The sequence below is a fragment of the Mucilaginibacter yixingensis genome (assembly GCF_041080815.1).
Lineage (GTDB): Bacteria > Bacteroidota > Bacteroidia > Sphingobacteriales > Sphingobacteriaceae > Mucilaginibacter > Mucilaginibacter yixingensis.
Window position 1 is genome coordinate 2961483 of the sequence record NZ_CP160205.1, and the last position, 16326, is coordinate 2977808.

Annotated in this window: 15 protein-coding genes; 6 read left to right on the top strand and 9 right to left on the bottom strand. The window is 44.4% G+C overall.

The genetic code is table 11. From position 1 onward, the window contains the following. Positions 1-106: 106 nt before the first annotated feature. Positions 107-862, top strand: coding sequence for an SGNH/GDSL hydrolase family protein (locus tag ABZR88_RS12045; RefSeq protein ID WP_107830660.1), 756 nt, complete (start codon positions 107-109; stop codon positions 860-862). Positions 863-983: 121 nt separating this feature from the next. Continuing rightward, on the top strand, positions 984-2900 hold the full coding sequence (locus ABZR88_RS12050; protein WP_107830573.1) for an ABC-F family ATP-binding cassette domain-containing protein: 1917 nt from the start codon (positions 984-986) through the stop codon (positions 2898-2900). A 219-nt stretch (positions 2901-3119) separates the two neighbouring features. Here the strand turns inward: ABZR88_RS12050 and ABZR88_RS12055 are convergent, their stop codons facing one another. The 8 genes from ABZR88_RS12055 to ABZR88_RS12090 all read right to left on the bottom strand — a co-directional run bounded on the left by ABZR88_RS12055 (position 3120) and on the right by ABZR88_RS12090 (position 11363). Then, on the bottom strand, positions 3120-3797 hold the full coding sequence (locus ABZR88_RS12055; RefSeq protein WP_107830575.1) for a DUF1345 domain-containing protein: 678 nt from the start codon (positions 3795-3797) through the stop codon (positions 3120-3122). A gap of 75 nt (positions 3798-3872) precedes the next feature. Beyond that, the gene (locus ABZR88_RS12060; protein ID WP_107830577.1) at positions 3873-4073 is read right to left on the bottom strand and encodes a YwbE family protein; all 201 of its coding nucleotides are present in this window, start codon (positions 4071-4073) and stop codon (positions 3873-3875) included. Between the two features lie 6 nt (positions 4074-4079). Continuing rightward, positions 4080-4538: an HAD domain-containing protein gene (locus tag ABZR88_RS12065; protein ID WP_170113668.1), complete on the bottom strand. Its 459-nt coding sequence runs from the start codon at positions 4536-4538 to the stop codon at positions 4080-4082. Between the two features lie 6 nt (positions 4539-4544). Then, the gene (argH, locus tag ABZR88_RS12070) at positions 4545-5879 is read right to left on the bottom strand and encodes an argininosuccinate lyase (protein WP_107830581.1); all 1335 of its coding nucleotides are present in this window, start codon (positions 5877-5879) and stop codon (positions 4545-4547) included. Positions 5880-5951: 72 nt separating this feature from the next. Next, positions 5952-6866: a DUF72 domain-containing protein gene (locus ABZR88_RS12075; RefSeq protein ID WP_107830583.1), complete on the bottom strand. Its 915-nt coding sequence runs from the start codon at positions 6864-6866 to the stop codon at positions 5952-5954. Between the two features lie 318 nt (positions 6867-7184). After that, a complete protein-coding gene (locus ABZR88_RS12080; protein WP_107830585.1) occupies positions 7185-8012 on the bottom strand; it encodes a murein L,D-transpeptidase catalytic domain family protein in 828 nt (275 codons plus the stop codon). Between the two features lie 152 nt (positions 8013-8164). After that, positions 8165-8749 carry a nitroreductase gene (locus ABZR88_RS12085; RefSeq protein ID WP_107830587.1) on the bottom strand — a complete coding sequence of 195 codons (585 nt, stop codon included), beginning with the start codon at positions 8747-8749 and terminating at the stop codon, positions 8165-8167. A gap of 181 nt (positions 8750-8930) precedes the next feature. Beyond that, the gene (locus ABZR88_RS12090; RefSeq protein ID WP_107830589.1) at positions 8931-11363 is read right to left on the bottom strand and encodes a thiamine pyrophosphate-dependent enzyme; all 2433 of its coding nucleotides are present in this window, start codon (positions 11361-11363) and stop codon (positions 8931-8933) included. A gap of 146 nt (positions 11364-11509) precedes the next feature. Here ABZR88_RS12090 and ABZR88_RS12095 point away from each other — a divergent pair, with 146 nt between their 5' ends. The 3 genes from ABZR88_RS12095 (at position 11510) to ABZR88_RS12105 (ending at position 14108) form a co-directional block, all read left to right on the top strand. Next, positions 11510-11914, top strand: a complete 405-nt coding sequence (locus tag ABZR88_RS12095; RefSeq protein WP_107830591.1) for a DUF1573 domain-containing protein — start codon at positions 11510-11512, stop codon at positions 11912-11914. Positions 11915-12011: 97 nt separating this feature from the next. Then, positions 12012-13244 (top strand): pyridoxal phosphate-dependent aminotransferase, encoded by a 1233-nt coding sequence (locus ABZR88_RS12100; RefSeq protein ID WP_107830593.1) that lies wholly within the window; start codon positions 12012-12014, stop codon positions 13242-13244. A gap of 123 nt (positions 13245-13367) precedes the next feature. Next, on the top strand, positions 13368-14108 hold the full coding sequence (locus tag ABZR88_RS12105; protein WP_107830595.1) for a hypothetical protein: 741 nt from the start codon (positions 13368-13370) through the stop codon (positions 14106-14108). 78 nt (positions 14109-14186) lie between these two features. On the opposite strand, the gene ABZR88_RS12110 is transcribed toward ABZR88_RS12105, so the two are convergent. After that, a complete protein-coding gene (locus tag ABZR88_RS12110; RefSeq protein ID WP_107830597.1) occupies positions 14187-15488 on the bottom strand; it encodes a DEAD/DEAH box helicase in 1302 nt (433 codons plus the stop codon). A gap of 320 nt (positions 15489-15808) precedes the next feature. On the opposite strand from ABZR88_RS12110, the gene ABZR88_RS12115 reads away from it, so the two are divergent. Further along, a complete protein-coding gene (locus tag ABZR88_RS12115; protein ID WP_146166594.1) occupies positions 15809-16288 on the top strand; it encodes a hypothetical protein in 480 nt (159 codons plus the stop codon). The last annotated feature ends 38 nt before the right edge of the window (positions 16289-16326 follow it).

A 16326-nucleotide genomic window follows, 5' to 3' on the forward strand; every position in this document is an offset into this window, starting at 1 on the left:
AATTTTCATTTCCCAACGCCAAACCCTCTTTGCACGTGCGATGGATATTTGTTTATATTTACCCGTAATCTACTTAAAACCACTTCTAAAAACCGACAATCTTTTTATGAGCACAAACCGCCGTTCATTCATCAGAAACGCCGCTATTGGCACCTTAGCCTCTATATCAATCCCAGAAATTGTTGCCGCAGCAACCGCCAGCGCAAAAGGCAAAAGAATTAGTCTTTCAGAAAACGATGTCGTTCTTTTCCAGGGCGATTCTATTACCGATGCCGGTCGCGGCAAAAAAGATACCGGTGCCAACAACGCCGCGCTAATGGGCAATGGCTACGCATTTTATGCCGGCGCTACCCTGCTGAACGAGCATACCAATAAAAAACTGCAGATCTATAACAAAGGTATCAGCGGCAACAAAGTATACCAACTGGCAGACCGTTGGGATGCTGAGTGTATCACTCTGAAACCAAATGTATTGAGCATACTGGTGGGTGTGAATGATTTTTGGCACACCATAACCAGCGGTTATACCGGCACAATTGAGACCTACCGAACTGACTATAAGAAACTACTGGATCGTACCAAACAGGCATTACCTGATGTAAAGCTGATCATTGGCGAGCCCTATGCCTTGCGCGGTATCAAATCTGTAACCGATGCCTGGTATCCAAAATTTGATGAGTTCCGCGTAGCGGCCAAAGAGCTGGCAGATCAGTTTGATGCGGCCTTTATTCCCTACCAATCCATCTATGACAAAGCTACCGAGAAAGCCCCCGGCAGCTATTGGACAGCAGATGGTGTACACCCAACCATGGCCGGCGCAGCACTAATGGCCGAGGCATGGTTGCAGACGGTAAAAGGATAAAACCAGCGATTAAAGATTGAAGATTAGCTGATCGCAACAATAGCGTCTCTAATCTTCAATCTTGGCGCGCTCTATTCTTCGTTTCTAAGCCCCGCTTTAAAAGCGTATCTTTGCGCCCGAAATGATTGCTATTAATAACCTTACGTTCGAGATCGGTGCGCGGGCATTGTATGATGAAGCCAACTGGCATATTAAACCAGGTGAAAAGATTGGTCTGATTGGGGCCAACGGCACCGGTAAAACTACCCTGCTAAAACTGATTGTTGGCGACTATAAACCAACATCGGGCACCATATCTATGGCGAAGGATCTGGCCATTGGCTACCTTAACCAGGATCTGCTCTCGTACGCTTCGGATAAAAGCATTCTGCACGTGGCCATGGAGGCTTTTGAGCGCCAGAACCAACTGCATACCGAGATAGAAAATCTCCTCAAAAAGATTGAGACCGATTATAGCGAAGATCTGCTGCACAAACTGAGCGATAAGCAAACTGAGTTTGAAGCCCTTGATGGCTATAATATTGAATACAAAGCGCACGAAATCCTGGCCGGTTTGGGCTTTAGCGAAGCAGACACTCACCGTAAACTAAGCACCTTTAGCGGTGGCTGGCGCATGCGTGTAATGCTGGCTAAAATCCTGCTGCAATCGCCAGACATACTGCTGCTTGATGAGCCTACCAACCACCTGGACTTACCATCAATCCAATGGCTGGAAGATTACCTGAGAGCATTTGAAGGCGCAGTGGTTATTGTATCGCATGACCGCTGGTTCCTGGATAAAGTAATTAACCGTACGGTAGAATCGCGCAAGGGCAAGCTGACGGTTTATGCCGGAAACTATAGTTTCTACCTGGAAGAAAAATCGCTCCGCGAAGAAATTCAGCGTGGCGAGTTTAAGAACCAGCAAGCCAAGATAAAACAAGAAGAACGTTTGATTGAGCGATTTAAAGCCAAAGCATCAAAAGCAAAAATGGCGCAATCGCGCATGAAGATGCTGGATAAGATGGAGCGTGTTGATGATGTAGATGACGATAACCCCAGCGTTAACTTCACCTTCAAATTCAGCAGACAATCTGGTCGTAATGTTACACAGATAGAGCATCTGAGCAAAAGCTATCCAAACCTGGAGATTTTGAACGATGCCGAGGCGACCATTGAAAAAGGCGACAAGATTGCGCTGATTGGTGCTAACGGTCGCGGTAAATCTACCTTGCTGCGCGTTATTGCCGGTGCCGATACCAACTTTACCGGTAAGGCCGAAACTGGCTATAACGTTACCAAAACGTTCTTCGCACAGCACCAACTGGAATCATTACACCTGGATAATGAGATCTTGCAGGAACTGGTAGCCTTTGCCCCAAAACATACCGAGACTGAATTGCGCAGCATCCTGGGTTCATTCCTGTTCACAGGCGATGACGTATTCAAAAAGATCCGTGTACTGTCTGGTGGCGAAAAATCGCGCGTGGCATTGGCTAAGGCCCTGACTGCTGATGCTAACTTCCTCATCCTCGATGAGCCCACCAACCACCTGGATATGGCGTCGGTAAATATCCTGATCCAGGCATTGCAGCAATACGAGGGTACATTCATCGTGGTATCGCACGACCGTTACCTGCTGGATAATATTGCCAACAAGATTTGGTTCATTGAAGATCAAAAGATCAAAGAATATCCCGGCACTTACCAGGAATACGAAGAGTGGGCCGCCAAACGCAAGGTTCAGACTAAAGGCATCGCTACCCCTCCTCCTCCCAAAAAAGAGGAAAAACCAGCACCCGCCCCTAAACCAAACGACGACAAGGCCAAACAACTGAAAAAACTAAATCAGGATCTGGGCAAATTGGAAGAGCAGATTTCGGGTTTAGAAAAAGAAATCAAACAAGTGGAAGCTACTTTGGCTGATGAAAAGATTTATACCGATGCGGCCAAATTAAAAGACACCAACTCTGTTTATCAAGCTAAAAAAGATCAGCTAAAATCGCTCCAACAAAACTGGGAGGCTTTGGCAGAGCAGATTATGGAATTGGAAGGGTAAGAAATGACGTTTCCGACCTTCTCCTAGCCCAGCTTGTCATTTCGACGAACAAGCAAGGGTTTGAGAGGTGGTTGTGAGGAGAAATCTTGTACGTGCGATAAGCCGCGTGATTTGCATGTTGACCTATCACTCGTACAAGATTTCTCTTCCGCTCCTACGCCAAACCGTCCCGCGTGCTCATCGAAATGACAAAATACTTTACTTTAAGGGCAAGTCAACTCAATGTGCTATCAATCCCGATACCACGTTAATACTCAACGCCAAAATAGCTGTATTAAATGCAAAAGCAATCAATCCGTGCAACAAGGCTAATCGCCTGATGGGGCGCGAGGAAATCTCTACGTCTGACACCTGGAAGGTGGTACCCAGCACAAAGCCGAAATAAACAAAGTCTAGATAATCGGGGGCAGGTTCTTCGGGGAATTGCAGTCCGCCGATGGGTTTATGACTGCCTTCATCTGGGGCGTAATATAGGTGCGCATAACGCATCGTAAAAATGGTATGTACCAAACACCACGAGATCACTACCGCACCCATACTCAGCAGTACATGCCGGGTAACCTCTGCATCCGAAGTGGACTTTGGCGATTTAAGCAGGAAAAGTATCGCCACCAAACTGGCAACAGAGGCCAGGATAACAAATAGAAAGATGAGCGTACGGTGGCTATCTTCCAGACTCGCCGTTTTGCGGATCTCACGCGGGTGGCAGGTTAAAATAATAACCCAATCCAGCGCGGTTATTGTGAACGCAAAGGCCGTCCAGGGAATGAGTACCTGTTCCCAATTGGAAACATGCGAGCGCACCAGGAAGTACACGATAGCTGTTACAATAACAGCGATATAGACTTTATAATGCGCATCCAGCGCGAAGATAGACGTAGGTTGTTTTTTGCTCATAACGGCGGGGTTGTCCGGCTCCTAATTTAGGTTTAATTCAGCACAATCACCTATTTGCCGCCTATCTATATGAAGCTATTCTTCCTCCACAATCCAGGCCACGCGACCAATCTGCCCATCCTCCAGGCGCACTTTAATACCGCGAGAATGGAACGCCGCGCTAGTGAGCAAATTTTTCACTATACCACGTGTCAGGTTGCCCGAGCGTTGATCTTTTTTGAGGATAATATCAACCTCTAGTCCGGGATATATGTCTTTACGGTTTTGTCCGTTCATTTATTATTACAGCAAAATGTCCAACACTCTTTGTTTTGCTTGCTCATCAATTCCAATGAATGATTTGGTGATCACACACTTATTCTTGATATAAGCAGGAAGTTTATTTAACGACGCATCATCATCAATAATTACGTAATTCTGTACCGCGCCGAATTTCTCCACCCATTGAAGCACTTCTGTATATCGGTCATCCATATCGGCTACAGATTTCACATCATTTACCTTGGAAATAGACGCAGGGAATAATGATCTTCTACGAAAAATCTCCATCCACTCATCCAATGAAAAATTAATACGATGAGTTGTAGTGAGAACGATTGCGGCGTTAGTTACAGATAATATTTCAGAAAGACATTTAGCCGCCTTAGGATTAAACTGAATAAAACCATCGTCAGCTATCTCAACCTTTTTCCATGGCGGTTCTGTAATTAAAACGCCGTCCATATCCAGAAGGATCGTCATATTGACTTACTTCACCAGTTCCTTTACCGCGGTTGCCACCTCGTCAAACTTAAACTGACTTAGCAAACCGTTCATTGCAGCACTGATCTCTGCGTTATGCAGGTTACCGATGCTGCCCTCATGGGTGTGGTTAACTTTCTTCTCGGGGTTAAAGTTGCCTTGCTCAATAGCAATACCCACTTGTTTATAAGCATCGCGGAACGGCACGCCTTCCAGTGCCAGGCGATTCACTTCTTCCACGCTGAACAGGTAAGCGTATTTAGGATCGTTCAGGATATCGTTTTTCACCTCGATGTGCTCCAGCATAAACTTGGCCATGTGCAGGCAGTTATTCAGCTCAGCAAAAGCCGGGAACAACAGTTCTTTCAACAGCTGCATTTCGCGGTGATAGCCTGATGGCAGGTTAGTGGTCATCATAGCCACGTCGTTCGGTAACGCTTGCAGGCGGTTACATTTCCCGCGCATTATCTCCCAAACATCCGGGTTCTTTTTATGCGGCATAATGCTGCTGCCTGTGGTAAGGTTTTCCGGGTAACTTACAAAAGCAAAATTCTGGCTCAGGTACAAACACTGATCCATAGCCATACGGGCCAGCGTAGCCGCAACAGACGACAGCGCCTGCGCAATAATACGCTCGGTTTTACCCCTGCCCATCTGTGCGTAAACCACGTTATGGTTCAAAGCGGCGAAGCCCAGCAGTTGGGTAGTCATGGTACGGTTCAACGGGAATGATGAACCATATCCCGCTGCAGAACCCAATGGGTTTTTATTGGTGATTTTATAAGCTGCCAATATCAGCTCCATATCATCGGCCAAACTTTCGGCATAAGCGCCAAACCACAAGCCAAATGATGATGGCATGGCTATCTGCAAGTGCGTATAGCCCGGCAACAGTACATCTTTATGTTTATTGCTCAACTCAATCAGCAAACGAAACAGCTCATCTATTTGCTGAACAGTCTCCTGCAGTTGGTGGCGAAAGAATAGTTTCAGATCCACCAAAACCTGGTCGTTACGAGAGCGGCCGCTGTGGATCTTTTTACCGGCATCGCCAATGCGGCGGGTGAGCAGCAGCTCAATTTGCGAGTGCACATCTTCTACCCCATCCTCAATCACGAAGCCATTTTGCTCAATATCTTTATAGATCGATTTCAGTTCCTGCTGTACCAGTTGCAGATCATCGGCACTCATCAGGCCAATACTCTCCAGCATACGTGTATGCGCCAGCGATCCCAGCACATCAAAAGCGGCCATCTGTTCATCAAACTCGCGGTCGCGGCCAACGGTAAAATTCTCTACCAGCGCATCAACGCCGGCTGTCTTCTGCCATATTTTGCTCATGGTGCGAAAATAGTGAATAGTGAGTAGTGAATGGTGAATAGTTTTTATTTATCAGCAATATATAGAGCCGGATTAAAATAATGTTTGCTCCTTAGTGATAAACTTAGGGCGCATCAGATGCGTATCAAGGGCTTTATTCAGCTCATCAGCAACATAATCGGCTAACTCAGGCGAGTAACGTTCATCATGCTGGTGCATAAAAAACCATACCGATTGCAGGCCCATATCGGCCCAGGTTTTAATGCGGCTCACCCACTCGTCAACACGTTTATAATCAGTCTGATCCAGACTGTTACCCACAAAACGAATAAAAGCGTGCGGCGTAGGCAACTCCATATGCACACAATCGCGCCGGCCGGCAGCGTCGGTAATTACAGCGCCCATGTTTAGTTCGCGCAGCATTCCAAACAGTTGTTGTTTTACCTCGGCATTGGCAAACCATTCTTTATGGCGCACCTCTACAAACACAGGGACATCTTTAGGCAGATGTTCCAGATAGGCTTTCAATTCCGGGAAGCTTTTCGGCGTAAAATTATCGCTCAGCTGCAAAAACAGCGGGCCGAGTTTATCGCCGAAGGCCATCACTCCCTCATAAAACTGCGTGGTAATATCTTCGGCATTCTTCAGCCTGCGGATGTGACTAATGCTTTGCGAAAACTTGGGACAAAATTTAAAACCGGGCGTTACATCAGCCTTCTCTTTCCACTTAGCAATAGTAGCCGGGCCGTAAACCTGGTAAAAGGTGGCGTTCAGTTCAATGCAATCGAAGTGCTTAACATACTCGTCCAAAAAGTTGGCATCTTTAGTTTTAGGCGGATAGATTTTGCCTACCCACTCCTTACGCCCCCATTTGGCGCAACCTACATGCACCTGTACCGGTCCGCCGGCTTTAGCGGCATTAAGCATTTTTATGTTTTCTTCCGAATCAGGCGGAAGCGAGAAATCTATTTGAGCCAGCAATTGTGGTTCTACACGTCCAAATTCCATGGTTTGTTGGTTTTGCAGTGTGAAAGTAAGGAAAAAAAGTTTGAACCGGGATTTAACGGATTTATTGGATTGAGGATGATTATCAATAGGTCGTCCTGAACTTGTTTCAGGATCCCACAGGACAGGTAAAGTTAATGCTCAGCGTATGGGGTGCTGAAACAAGTTCAGCATGACGTCCGGGCATCCTGTCAATCCAATAAATCGGTTAAACGGCGAAGCCTTCTTGAGTACCCAATAAAAAACAATTCACAAAAAATCCTGGTTCACAAAAAAGCCGTCACTTTTCAGGACTGCTTTTCAAGTTATTAGTTTTTTGTTTCAGTTACCTAACATGTCTTTTACCAGGTTGTAAGAACTATCGCCGAAGGCAAACTTGGCGGCCTGGTCTTCATCAAGATATTTAGACTTATAGTCTGATTCGTTTGCGTTGATAAACAGCAGATTTTTGTTTTTGATATCTTCTATCACCTGGCCAATAACCTCTGTTGATACCGCCGGGCAGCCAAAACTGCGACCTAAACGGCCCATCTGATCGATGGTATTCTGGTTTACGTATTCAGCACCGTGCACCACAATATCGCGGCTGCGGGCCTGATCGTTAAAACCGGCATCCATCCCATCTAAACGTAATGAACGACCATGCTTACCGTCATAAACCTCATTGGTAATATAAAAACCAATGCTGCTTTGGTGCGACTCAGGGTTGTTAGAGAAAGCGTTTGCCACGTTATCGCCGCTGCCTTGTCCGTGCGCTACCCAGGTATTTAACAATAATTTCTTTTTTGCCAGATCAACAATCCACATACGTTTGGTGGTGCTGGGCTTGCTAAAATCAACAATGGTTACAACGGTGCTTTCGGCCGGCAGCAGATTAGCAATTTTGAGGTTATAATAACCGGTAATAGCTTTTTCAAACACCGTAGTGTCTAAACCACTGCTGGCCAAATTGGCATTTGAATAAATGTCTTCGATGTAATTGTTAAACAATGATCTTGCCGATGACTCTTCTGTTTCTGTAGATTTTGCAATAGCTGTAGTACTTTTAATAGCTGTACTGTCGCTCTTTACACTTGCAAAACTCAGGCTCATTACACAAACCGTTAGCGTAAAAAGGGCGCAGAAAGACCCCAAAAAATGTTTTCTCATACTTTCGTTAAAGTAAACTTGGTTATTAAAAACTTAGCAAGAAGGTTTATAACAGAAATAATTGATACACAAATGTAACAATTAAAAATATTACAAACAAATCATTGCAAAGCAAAATTCACTTTAACGAAAGTATTTAAACCAATAGAAGATTATTGATTAATCCACTTAACCTTATCTTCAATCGGGGTGATTCTTCTACCCTCTGGCAGTTCATCAGCATAGCCTAAATAAAGAATTCCCATAAACTGGTCATCTTCACCTAGTTCCAGATATTCTTTCATTTCAGGGCGCAATGCCATACCACCAGTGCTCCAGAATGATGCAATGTTTAAGGCTGTAGCGCCTAACAACAGGTTCTGAATAGCGGCTGATGCAGCGGCAACTTCTTCTACAGGCGGGATTTTTGGTTTATCGCCACGCTTCATGATAGCCAGCACTACGTGCGATGCATTGTTACCCAGGCCACCCAGGTTATTGAAAGTGGCAGGGTTAAAAGTATCAGGCGTGCTGCTGCGTTGGTAAAGTTCAGCGTGCTCTTTACAGAAAACCGCTGGGTCTTCATAAACAATAAAGCGCCATGGCTCGGTTAAGCCGTGGGTTGGCGCCCAGTCGGCAAGCTCTAGCAGGGCAGCTACATGGCCATTAGGTATTTTCTGGCCATTCATCATGGCCGGTTTTATAGTACGACGGGTTTTAATAACGTTTGCTACTGTTGAGAATGTGTTGCTATCCATAAGTTGTTTTGGTAGTCCGAAAGTCAGAAAAGACCGAAAGTCGGAAAAGTTTTATCGTGTTTTTATTTGGGCGCAAATTAGGCAATTTAGCCTAAGCCCGAAAATCGCTTTTACTAAAAATCAAAAAGGCGCCGCTAAAAAAAGCGCGCCTTCTGATATATTTCCAATATCATCTGTAGTTTTAATATATAGCCGGATATTTACCCGGGTTAGCTTCATGCATCATAGCATAAACGGCTTCAACTACATCATCCTGCGATGGCTTGCTGAAGTAATCGCCATCTGAGCCATATGGCGGGCGATGCTCTTTGGCACACAGTGTATGCGGAGCGCTATCTAACAGGTAATAGCCTTTTTGACCTTCCAGAATTTGCTGCAAGATATAAGCCGAGCCACCACCTGGGATATCCTCATCAATTACCAGCAGCTTGCTGGTTTTTTCTAATGATTTACGACAAGCCTGCTCTTTATCAAAAGGATACAGCGTTTGCGGGTCAATTACCTCTACATTGATGCCCATGCCTTCCAGCTCTTTAGCGGCTTCCAGTACGATGCGCAAGGTTGAGCCATAAGATACGATGGTCATGTCGGTACCCTCTTTCATTATCTCTGCCACGCCTAGCGGAACGGTAAAATCGCCAACGTTGGCCGGTAACTTTTCTTTAAGGCGATAACCGTTCAAACTTTCTACCACTACGGCAGGTTCATCGCCCCGTAGCAGGGTATTGTACATACCGGCGGCCTGGGTCATGTTACGTGGCACGCACAGGTGCAAACCGCGCATGGTATTTAATATCGTCCCCATTGGCGAGCCTGAATGCCAGATGCCCTCCAAACGGTGTCCGCGTGAGCGGATAATTACCGGCGCTTTTTGTCCGCCAAAGGTGCGGTAGCTCAGGCTTGCCAGATCATCACTTAAAACGGTTATAGCATAGATCAGGTAATCAATATATTGAATTTCGGCAATCGGGCGTAGACCACGCATAGCCAAGCCCATCCCCTGTCCTATAATAGTAGATTCGCGGATACCGGTATCGGTAATACGCAGATCGCCGTATTTGGCTTGCAAGCCGGCAAAACCCTGGTTTACGTCGCCAATAGCACCCACATCCTCGCCGAAGGCAACGATGCTTTTATCCCGCTCAAAGTTGGCGTCGAAACAAGCATTCAAGATCTCTCTGCCGTCAATCAAGCGGGCGTCGTCACTGTATTGCGCGGCAACAACCGGCACATGCAGTGGCGAGAACGGCGTGTTGGTAAACAACCTTGTATTATAACGCTCGTTATTCAGCTCTTTTTGCTGCCCCAGCCACGTCTGGATAGCCTGACGGGCGGCGCTGTTATCGCCAACGGTTAAACGCAACACTTTACGTATAGCAGATACTACCTCGGCACGGCCGGGTTCTACGGCTTTCTTTATCTCGTCGCGCAGTTCGCGCAGTTCATAGCTTTTATCAGATTGCGTAGCCAGATCATCAATTAAACCTGCGGCATGCTCTAACTCACTAATAATTGGAGTATGATATTCGGCCCAGGCCTGGCGCTGTGCTTCGCGTACAACTTGCTTAGCCGCAGCTTCCAACTCGTCCAATTCTTCGTCTGACGAGATGGCCGCCTCAATCATCCACTTACGCATTTGCACCAAACAATCGTGCTCGGCTTCCCAGTCCAGGCGTTCTCTTGACTTATAACGTTCATGAGAACCCGAGGTTGAGTGCCCTTGGGGTTGAGTGATCTCGGTAACGTGAATCAGCACCGGCACATGCTCGGCACGGCACAGGCTGATGGCGCGCTCGTAGATTTCGCAAAGGGCCACATAATCCCAACCGCGTACTTTATAGATCTCGTAGCCGTTGGTACCTTCTTCGCGCTGAAAACCTTTCAGCACTTCAGAAATATCTTCTTTAGTAGTTTGCAGACTGGCTGGGACAGATATAGCATAAGCATCATCCCATATAGATATAGCCATAGGCACCTGCAAAACGCCGCCGGCATTAAATGTTTCAAAAAATAAACCTTCGGATGTTGCACCGTTGCCAATTGAACCAAAGGCCACCTCGTTACCACTTACCGAGAACTGTTTTAAATAAGCCAGCTCCGGATTTTGGCGATATAATTTAGAAGCATAAGCCAAACCCAGCAAGCGCGGCATGTGCCCACCGGTTGTAGAAATATCCGAAGAGCAGTTCATCGTCTCTGCCTGGTTCACCCAATTGCCGCTGGCATCTATAAAGCGCGTAGCATAGTGGCAATTCATCTGCCGGCCAGCCGATGCAGGATCTTTAGCTGGATCTGGATGCGCGTACAACTGAGCAAAAAACTCTTTGAGGTTGCTCATGCCGGTTGCAAACATAAAAGTCTGGTCGCGGTAATAACCCGCGCGCCAGTCGCCCTTACGAAAAGCTTTGGCCATAGCCAACTGGGCAACCTCTTTTCCGTCGCCAAAAATACCGAACTTGGCTTTACCCGTCAGTACCTCTCGGCGGCCCAGTATACTGGCCGCACGGCTCTCATAACCAATACGATAATCGTTTATAACGATTTTTCTGAACTCATCAAAGCTTAGTTCGCCTGCATCAAATATGTTAGTAGCATGCATTGTGGTTTCAGGCATATAATATTTTGTTGACGCGGTAAAAATAGGAAATTCTATTCTGTAAACCGCATAAATAACAATTGTGTTATTTAACCGTTGTTTTAATTAGAGTATATTTTTTGATTTGAATTAATCATATATATTTGTCAAACAACATACGAATTATGAAAAAGTTGATCATATTATGTGCAGTAGTGTTTGGTTTTGCATTATCTGCCTCTGCACAAGATAACACCAAGCCTGAATTTAAATTTAACGAGGAGAAGCATGATTTTGGTAAAATACCTCAGGGTAAACCAGTTACCACTATCTTTAGCTACACCAACGTGGGCCAGGAGCCTCTAATTGTTACCCAGGTGCAGCCACAGTGCGGTTGTACGATTGCTGATTTCACCAAAACTCCGGTAAAAAAAGGCGAAACAGGTACTATTAAGATTACTTACAATGCGGCGGTTGTGGCACCATTTAATAAGGCCATTACCATCACCTCCAATGCGGCCACTCCAACAAAAGTGATTAGCATAGTAGGTGAAGTTACCCCCGCCCCGTCATCAACAGGAACTAAATAAAGAAATTTAAAAACTACAACTGAAGGCGCCGGCGGAAAATTTCCTCCGGCGCTTTTGTTATTTTACAGCATATTTGCGATTTTATTTACCTTTGCACATGCCAAATATTTCAGATAAAGGGCAGCGAATGCCTGCATCACCAATTAGGAAGCTTACTCCTTTTGCCGATAAAGCCAAACTGGACGGTAAAAAAGTGTATCACTTAAACATCGGTCAACCCGATATTGAGACTCCCGAAGGCATGATTAACGCCATTAAAGGCATTGATTTTAAAGTTTGGGCTTACACGCCTTCAGAAGGCACCCTTTCATACCGAAAAAAACTAGTTAGCTACTATAACAGAGCTGGTTATAACATCAATACAGAAAACATTATTGTTACTACCGGCGGCTCTGAAGCCATTAATATTGCTTTAATGACCTGCCTTGACCCGGGTGATGAGATCATCATCCCTGAGCCATTTTACGCTAACTATAACGGCTTTGCCTGCCAGGCAGACGCCGTGGTAAAACCTATCCTGTCATACATTGACAATGGCTTTGCCCTGCCCCCTATCAGCGAATTTGAAAAGCTGATTACGCCGAAAACCAGGGGCATTATGATCTGCAGTCCGAATAATCCTACCGGGTACTTGTACTCAAAAGAGGAAATGGAGGCACTGAAAGATCTGATTTTAAAGCACGATCTGTATCTTTTTGCAGATGAGGCATACCGCGAGTTTTGTTATGACGGGCGCGAGTTTACCTCGCCTATGCACCTGGACGGGATTGACGATAACGTGATCATCCTGGATACCGTGAGCAAACGTTACAGCGCTTGCGGCGCGCGTCTGGGTTGTATCATCACCAAAAACAAAGAGGTTTGGGCTACCGCCCTCAAATTTGCGCAGGCCCGCCTGAGCGCTGGTATGGTGGAGCAAATTGCCGGCGAAGCTGCTATTGATACGCCCGATAGCTATTTCGAAGCCGTAACCAAAGAGTACACCCATCGTCGTGATGTGTTGGTGAACGCGCTGAACAAAATAGACGGCGTTTACTGCCCTAACCCGGGTGGTGCATTCTATGTTTGTGCCCGTTTACCAATTGACGACTCTGACAAATTTTGCCAGTGGATGCTGGAAAGCTTTACTTATAACAATGCCACGGTAATGTTTGCTCCGGCAACCGGCTTTTACAGCACGCCCGGCGCGGGTATCAACGAGGTGCGCATGGCCTACGTAATTAACCCTGACGATCTGAACGCCGCCATGAAATGTCTGGAGGAAGGTTTAAAGGTTTACCCGGGACGAGTGGAAGTAGAAAACGGCAAGCAAAAAGAGGCACACGCTTAATAGTTTTGCAATAACAAAGAAAGCGCCGGCAGGATTCTGCCGGCGCTTTTTTGTTGGATTTACCAGTGTTTCTTTTGCTCTAAAACTAATCACTTAAGCTTATTCCTGCTTAATTTTATCATCATGAAAAATCTTATTCTTATCACTCTATTAATAATTTCTATCGGGGCTATCGCGCAAACAAGCAAAAAGAAAAAGGCTTATAGCAACTTCAAAACATTTCATATTGATCTTAATAATGATGATATAGTTGATACTATAATTTTGAGTTCATCATTATCGGATAAAACATCGTTTAACCGAATTTCTATTTCGATGTCTGGTGCTAAAAAAGCAATCTTTAAAGCAAAAGATCAATGGGCCGACATACAGAAAGAGTTATTGACTTCTAACAAGAACCTTGTAAAATCAAAAAACATATTTATACAGAAAACCAATTTACATACAGTGCTAATTATGTCTGCCGGCACGGACGGGGCTGGATATAGCGGGGAGTTTTCAATAATAAACATTGAAAACAACAACATTAAAATGGTTTTCGACCATGGTTCTGACGAGAGCATTGGGGCCATCAGTGTAGATGTTGAAATGCCAACCGGGCTTATTGATCTTGAAAATAACGGCAGGTTATGCTTTATATATTCACAATATGGTGAAGTTTATAAATCAGTAAAGGGCGGCATGATTGGAACTTATCACCCTTTTTACGTGTTTCCTGTTACCGATAATTGTGAGTATAGCGAGTCATTGTCAAAAGCATATAACGAAAAAAACTATATATATGTTGATCCTCATCGCCATAAACAAATTGAGATATTTTATCCAGACAATAAAAAACTAAAGCCTCGTCTTTGGAAGCAATAAGATCGGTTCTCAATCCAACAAAAAACCCTCAGTCTAAAGACTAAAGGTTTTTTTATTTTGTGTGGCTGCGATAGCCCGTTAATGGTTTTTCTTATTATTCATTTTAGCTTTTACCCCGCCCCCATAATTATAGGTCTTGGAATTGCTGGCTTTCTTTTCATGAAATGCAGCTCCGGGAGCATCATCGTTTGCTTTTGCTTTGGCAGCCTTCTTCTCACCCAAACCAGCAGATGTGCGTTCTTTTTCAACAATTAAATCTTCCGGCAATTCTCCCAACGGGATTTTTTGACCGGTGGCCTGCTCAATTTTTTTAACCGCGGTTAGTTCAAGATCCGAGGCGAACGTAATGGCCATAATTTCATTTTCAACATCCGGCGATGTAATAATCATCCGGTCGATATAGGTTTCTTTTTCTACCGGTAATTCAAAGTGAATCAAGAATGGGATACCATTCAGATCCAGTTTCTCTTCTCCATCATTAACCACAATCAGCACACGTGTAGCGGCGTCTTTAAACTCCTGCAGAGATGTAAAGCCATCCATCTCAAAAAACCACGGGTTTAACAAAGCAACTGTACATCGCTGGTGTTGTAAGTCTTTGTACAGTTTCTCGGCCGTTGGGCGGGTGTTAACAAACAGCACCACTTTGGTAAACAGGTCTTCATCCTGCATAAACAGGTTCAACAGGTTCACTTTGGTGCCAAAGTTAGGCAGCAAGTATAATATCTGCGGATGCGTATCAAACAGCGGCTCCCCTATTTCCTCAACCTCTACAGTGGCTGGTTGTTTCATAAAAGGCTGTATCATTCTGTTTAAACGCTCATGCAATACTTCGGTAAAAACAAGATGCTGGCATTTAGGCATGCTATTAACCAGTTCGGTAACGGGTAGTTGCAACCCTTGTTTAACAATCAGTTCAGCATCATCAATAACCAGCAATTCTATTTTATTTAGATCCAGGCCAAGTTTAAGGTAGATGGCACGCGCCCTGTCTGGCGTTGCAACCACAATATCGGCCCCCTCTGCCATGGCATCCATCTGGGCTTCTATGCCCGGGGTAGCAAATAAGGGAACAATAGATAGCGTTTTATTTTTGTTTAACTGATCGATTTTAACAATAATCTCCTCCACCTTTTCTTTATCGGGTGCCAGTATCAAAACTTTCGGCACACCATCGGGCGTATAGTTAAACTTGTTAAGTGTGGCTAATATATAGGTGGTGGTTTTGCCGCAACCTTCGGGGCCAACTACGATGACGTCTTGACCGCCGTTTATACGCGTCAACGTTTTTTGTTGGATTTCTTTAGGAGCTACGAAACCTGCTTCATTTAAAGATTGTACCAACCCTTTTTTTAATTTGAACTTATCTAACCACGCCATATCTTATATTTTAAAAACCCCGGAGAGTCGGCAAATTTATCTCTTTTAAAGCGCATTCCCAGCTCCTTGTCTTAAAAATACACGGTGCCCAACCTGGAATTTCTTTAACAGAAAGACACATAAAACAAAAAGGAGATAGCTAAGTTTAGTTATCTCCTTTTGTGGAAGCGAGGGGATTGAGTTAGGCCAAATCAGCCTCTAGCATTTAGAAATGAAGATTTTTTTCTGTTGATCAAAGATTTGCTTGATGCGGTTGCGGCAATGGAAAAATCTGGCAATAGCGGTGATTAGTTGTATACTTGATGATTAACTTTATTGTCATGAAAAAGCTTATTCTATTGATGTTCTTAATAGCTTCTTTAAAGTCGACTGCACAGACAAAAAAATCAGATGACATCCTGCTTCATGTATTGCGTTTAAATAAAATAGGAAAGGTATATAAATTTAATACTGAAGACAGCACTACAACCTATCTAAAATACCTTGGAAAACTTAACACTTCTAAATGGAAAACCTATAAAGTAATGACTTCCATTTGGATTTGGGGCTTGTCTCATCGTGCAACCAACAGGATATTAATTTATACTGATAAAAATCGTTATGTTGGAAATTATTATTTGACATTATCTACTGACTTACCTAATTATATTAAAAACAATCAATTGATTTTTAATAATGTAGAGCCTGATTGCGATAGCCACCTGATAACTATTATTGATTTTAAGAAAGGTATACCAAAAGATTTTTTTCGCAAATGCAAAGGAGATAGCGGAGATATCTATTCTTTTTCTAAAGACTAATTTCCTTTAACAAAAAAACCGTAAGCCAAACATACGTT

Coding starts and splice junctions, on each gene's coding strand:
- ABZR88_RS12115 (WP_146166594.1), top strand. CDS start 15,809: ATGAAAAAGCTTATTCTATTGATGTTCTTAATAGCTTCTTTAAAGTCG.
- ABZR88_RS12085 (WP_107830587.1), bottom strand. CDS start 8,749: ATGGATAGCAACACATTCTCAACAGTAGCAAACGTTATTAAAACCCGT.
- ABZR88_RS12075 (WP_107830583.1), bottom strand. CDS start 6,866: ATGGAATTTGGACGTGTAGAACCACAATTGCTGGCTCAAATAGATTTC.
- ABZR88_RS12050 (WP_107830573.1), top strand. CDS start 984: ATGATTGCTATTAATAACCTTACGTTCGAGATCGGTGCGCGGGCATTG.
- ABZR88_RS12065 (WP_170113668.1), bottom strand. CDS start 4,538: ATGACGATCCTTCTGGATATGGACGGCGTTTTAATTACAGAACCGCCA.
- ABZR88_RS12090 (WP_107830589.1), bottom strand. CDS start 11,363: ATGCCTGAAACCACAATGCATGCTACTAACATATTTGATGCAGGCGAA.
- ABZR88_RS12095 (WP_107830591.1), top strand. CDS start 11,510: ATGAAAAAGTTGATCATATTATGTGCAGTAGTGTTTGGTTTTGCATTA.
- argH (WP_107830581.1), bottom strand. CDS start 5,879: ATGAGCAAAATATGGCAGAAGACAGCCGGCGTTGATGCGCTGGTAGAG.
- ABZR88_RS12110 (WP_107830597.1), bottom strand. CDS start 15,488: ATGGCGTGGTTAGATAAGTTCAAATTAAAAAAAGGGTTGGTACAATCT.
- ABZR88_RS12045 (WP_107830660.1), top strand. CDS start 107: ATGAGCACAAACCGCCGTTCATTCATCAGAAACGCCGCTATTGGCACC.
- ABZR88_RS12060 (WP_107830577.1), bottom strand. CDS start 4,073: ATGAACGGACAAAACCGTAAAGACATATATCCCGGACTAGAGGTTGAT.
- ABZR88_RS12055 (WP_107830575.1), bottom strand. CDS start 3,797: ATGAGCAAAAAACAACCTACGTCTATCTTCGCGCTGGATGCGCATTAT.
- ABZR88_RS12105 (WP_107830595.1), top strand. CDS start 13,368: ATGAAAAATCTTATTCTTATCACTCTATTAATAATTTCTATCGGGGCT.
- ABZR88_RS12080 (WP_107830585.1), bottom strand. CDS start 8,012: ATGAGAAAACATTTTTTGGGGTCTTTCTGCGCCCTTTTTACGCTAACG.
- ABZR88_RS12100 (WP_107830593.1), top strand. CDS start 12,012: ATGCCAAATATTTCAGATAAAGGGCAGCGAATGCCTGCATCACCAATT.